The sequence below is a fragment of the Petrocella sp. genome, from assembly GCF_059865615.1.
Genome location: NZ_JCBCDA010000157.1, coordinates 1 through 3,533, shown reverse-complemented (window position 1 = coordinate 3,533; position 3,533 = coordinate 1). Strand labels below are relative to the sequence as shown.

At 31.9% G+C, this 3,533-nt stretch carries 6 protein-coding genes; all 6 read right to left on the bottom strand.

Features of this window, described 5'->3' with window-relative positions:
* Positions 1-343: conjugal transfer protein TrbL family protein (locus tag AC6F8J_RS14905; protein ID WP_500724414.1), on the bottom strand; the 343-nt coding region annotated here is incomplete at its 3' end.
* A 320-nt stretch (positions 344-663) separates the two neighbouring features.
* Positions 664-1,209, bottom strand: coding sequence for a hypothetical protein (locus AC6F8J_RS14900; protein ID WP_500724413.1), 546 nt, complete (start codon positions 1,207-1,209; stop codon positions 664-666).
* 12 nt (positions 1,210-1,221) lie between these two features.
* The gene (locus AC6F8J_RS14895; RefSeq protein WP_500724412.1) at positions 1,222-1,395 is read right to left on the bottom strand and encodes a hypothetical protein; all 174 of its coding nucleotides are present in this window, start codon (positions 1,393-1,395) and stop codon (positions 1,222-1,224) included.
* Between the two features lie 90 nt (positions 1,396-1,485).
* On the bottom strand, positions 1,486-1,758 hold the full coding sequence (locus AC6F8J_RS14890) for a hypothetical protein (RefSeq protein WP_500724411.1): 273 nt from the start codon (positions 1,756-1,758) through the stop codon (positions 1,486-1,488).
* 297 nt (positions 1,759-2,055) lie between these two features.
* The gene (locus tag AC6F8J_RS14885; protein ID WP_500724410.1) at positions 2,056-2,781 is read right to left on the bottom strand and encodes a DUF4367 domain-containing protein; all 726 of its coding nucleotides are present in this window, start codon (positions 2,779-2,781) and stop codon (positions 2,056-2,058) included.
* Positions 2,765-3,301: a sigma-70 family RNA polymerase sigma factor gene (locus AC6F8J_RS14880; protein ID WP_500724409.1), complete on the bottom strand. Its 537-nt coding sequence runs from the start codon at positions 3,299-3,301 to the stop codon at positions 2,765-2,767. The genes AC6F8J_RS14885 and AC6F8J_RS14880 overlap by 17 nt, the downstream gene beginning before the upstream one ends.
* Positions 3,302-3,533 lie beyond the last annotated feature (232 nt).

Sequence of the window (3,533 nt, the reverse complement as noted above, 5' to 3'; positions counted from 1 at the left end):
AAATGATTTCTGCCAACCAGTCATACAAAGTGGGAAAACATACTGCAATGGCTAATGCCTTGAAAAAGCCTGTCAAAAGAAGAATCGGTTCTGTATCGGCATCACCATCGGACCATAAAAAATACCTTTCAAAGCCCTTTTCCAAAAATTTGAGTATAATCAGAGACACACCAAAGGCAAAAAAGATGTCAAAAATGCCGCTAATGCCATTGGTACCAAGAAGTGTATCCATATAGTCTTCTGCATGAAGCGCTATGGGTACAATCCCTTCAAGTAGGGTATTCACATATATCATACAACCCGTTAAGATATATGTTATTAATAGCATGATGACATAAGACAAGCCAAAACACCTCCTTTCAAAACAGTAGCTTTTGGTGGTTGCCAAAAGCTACTGTTTACTAACAGCTTAGCCAGCAAAGTTAAACATATCTTGGATACGTTGTTCTAAAGTTGGGAGCACTTTTCTGTACCTTCGATTAACACGATTAAGAAAATCCCCCTGAAAACATCTCCAAAATTTAGATTGAATCCTATTGTAAACTATTGATTTTACCTTTTTTTCATTCGTCTTTTATAAAATAAAACACGACTAAACAATGAAGTTTAATCGTGTCAAATTTGAATTTCAATATTTTTGTTGAATGTGTACATAAAATATTATTACTTAATTTTTTTCAGTTCCTCTACTACATCTAAAGCCTGCGTATTTTGGAAATCTCCATAAAACATTTTCTCATTCGCATCACTAGGAATTTTTCCGCAAACTAAACCAATTGGATAATAATTATCTACTTCTTCATTATATCCTAAATACAATGTATAGCTTTTTCCTTTTTCCATCTTTTTATAGTTTTCAAGATGATGCACCACTTTTGCTTCTTCGTCAACCCACTCGCTCTCAAGAATCTCAATAACATCACCTTTTGATAATATTTTATTTTCTGAAGGTTTAATTATTTTTTTTATCTCAACTTTTGAAAGCGTAAAATTGTCAAAATGATTATCTCCTAAGTCATAAGAAACACTCTCATCACTTAATTTATTTACAATTACAACTAAATCACTATTTTCAACAACCTCATCAGCAGAGCTATAACTCACTAATTTTGCTGAATCTATCACATGGTCATAACCTTTACCATTGTACAAAAACAACCCTGATAACAGCAACAATACTACAAAACTAAAACTTAATATTCTCTTCATTTTTGACCTCCTCTAATACAATGCGGCAATGCCGTTTTTATCATCTTGTTTAGGATATGGATCATTATTAAAACCTGTTCCTCTCATTATTGTACCTGAAAGTAAAGAAGAATCATAAATATCATTGAGACCCCAACAATGCCCCATTTCATGAGCTATTGTTTCTTTTCTTTTAGTAGAAGTCAATGTGCTAAACGGAGGTCGTATTGTAATTTGCTTCCAATCTGAACTCCCTAGTTTCGTTGTGTCTGCATATGAATCATTGCTAACAGAAGACTAAATTATGTAAGCCTCTGTATAATTGAAATTATAGCTTCTATAAGTATCAACTTCTGGTAAGCTATCCCAGTTGTCATATCCACTAACCACATTGCTTAAGTTTGGAACGTTTGAATTGATATAAACTGAAACAGTTAATGGATCATTGTACACCCACCCCCAATCAAGACTATACGCTGATACAGACATTGAAAATACTATCAACATAATAAAACTTAGTGGTAATATTGCCTTTCGTCTTTTTTCGATAAGCTTGTTTTTTTCTCTCATTTTTCCTCCTTAGCTCTGCTTTGAACTTCCTTTTTTAATAATTAAATTAATTGCATAAATAGATGCTACTAGATATTTGCCACATAATATAAGATTCATTCATAATAATCATCATCTACCCTACAAAATTTGTTCAAAAGACCGACAATATAAGTTATTCATTGTGTTACAAATTCATTTCAAGTATTTTCTCGCCAATTATATTCTTTCCATTCTTATATAAAAATCACCACCTTAAAGGTCTTCTATATATATAACCTTTTAAGGTGGTGAAATCTTACACTTTTTCTAATTTTTTTATTTACCTTGTTTTATACTCTTGGCGATATCAATAAGAACTGATTTCTCAATATTTCCTTGAATAGTAAAGGAAGTGCCTTTTTCAGACCAATTAATAATAGACATATTATCCTGAACTAAAAGATAGCCAATATTTTGGTTGATTTCAACTTGAGTTATATTTTCAGTATCAATGTCATATTTTGATTTCGTATTCATCTTAGTCTGGCTAAAAAGAATTTCTTCCCCTTCTGGATTCCTGAACAACAAATTTTTTATATCATTTTGCACCTTTATCTTTATTAAGGTAAAATCTTCAGGCAAAAATCTTGGGTAATAATAATCGGTCATTACCTCCAGCTCACTATAAATATCTTCATTTTGGTTATTTTCTTTCTGCATTATTTCATAAGCGAAATCAAAAAATTGAACTCTAAAATCTTTTACCATCAATGTCACAACAGCTCCTGCAATTACCACGACACTAAATAGTATTGCCGTCCTTTTGGTATAATCCAATGCTTTTTTTAGAATATTACGATGTCTTTCTTTTTTCTCGAATTTATTATTATATTCAATGAACCAATGATTCATACTGTCTGGAACCTCTAAGTCCTCATACTCTTCTAAAAGTCTGTCAGTTTCATCACGAATATCGTTTACATGATGGTAACCCACATCATATAAATAAGCATCATTAAGCCTACGTAATCGTTCCTTTTCTTCATTAGACACTTTGTTCATAGTCCACACCTTCTTCCACTAAAATCTTCTTCAATGCCTCCAACGCGCGATATATTCTAACGCTCACATTATTTTCTGTAATATTGAAATTTCTAGCTATTTCAGAAATCTCCAACGCATAGTAATATCTTAGCGTCAAAACATCCGCATAAGGCTGGTGCAATTGCTCCAGATATTTTGCTATTTTTTCACTGAATTCGATCTGAAGGAATTCTTCTTCAATTAATATTTCATCCTGATTTAATAACCTTTTTACTTCATCATGTTCAAGCATAACTATACCTTTTCGCTTGTTATAGACATTATAACAAAGATTCCTTACTATAATAACCAGATAGGACCGCGTTTTCTTACACTTAACCTCTGAAATTTTGTGAATATTCTTTGAAATCCTTAGAATCGCATCCTGAATTACATCTTGTGCATCATGATGATCTTTTAAAATCGAATATGCCGTAACATATATCTCTTTATAATATGTTACATAAATCTCTTCCAGCTTATTTCTTGTTTTTTTCATTCTCTATTGTCATTAAAAATGCAATCATAATTATTCTCCTCTCGCTTGTTAAGCCCTCTGATGCATATTTTATCATAAAAATAAAATTTAGTGTAACTGTTCAGTCGCCCCTTATTCAAAAATGAAATCAGACTGACCATTTAACGCTTGTTTCACTGCTACAAATGTATTAATTCCGTGTTTGTGTGCAGTTCCTATATAGGACATGATCTTCGCAAAAGCATCTGCACCT

Excerpts from the sequence above, each read along its gene's own strand:
- AC6F8J_RS14900 (WP_500724413.1), bottom strand. The coding sequence starts at position 1,209 with ATGAAGAGAATATTAAGTTTTAGTTTTGTAGTATTGTTGCTGTTATCA.
- AC6F8J_RS14890 (WP_500724411.1), bottom strand. The coding sequence starts at position 1,758 with ATGAGAGAAAAAAACAAGCTTATCGAAAAAAGACGAAAGGCAATATTA.
- AC6F8J_RS14885 (WP_500724410.1), bottom strand. The coding sequence starts at position 2,781 with ATGAACAAAGTGTCTAATGAAGAAAAGGAACGATTACGTAGGCTTAAT.
- AC6F8J_RS14880 (WP_500724409.1), bottom strand. The coding sequence starts at position 3,301 with ATGAAAAAAACAAGAAATAAGCTGGAAGAGATTTATGTAACATATTAT.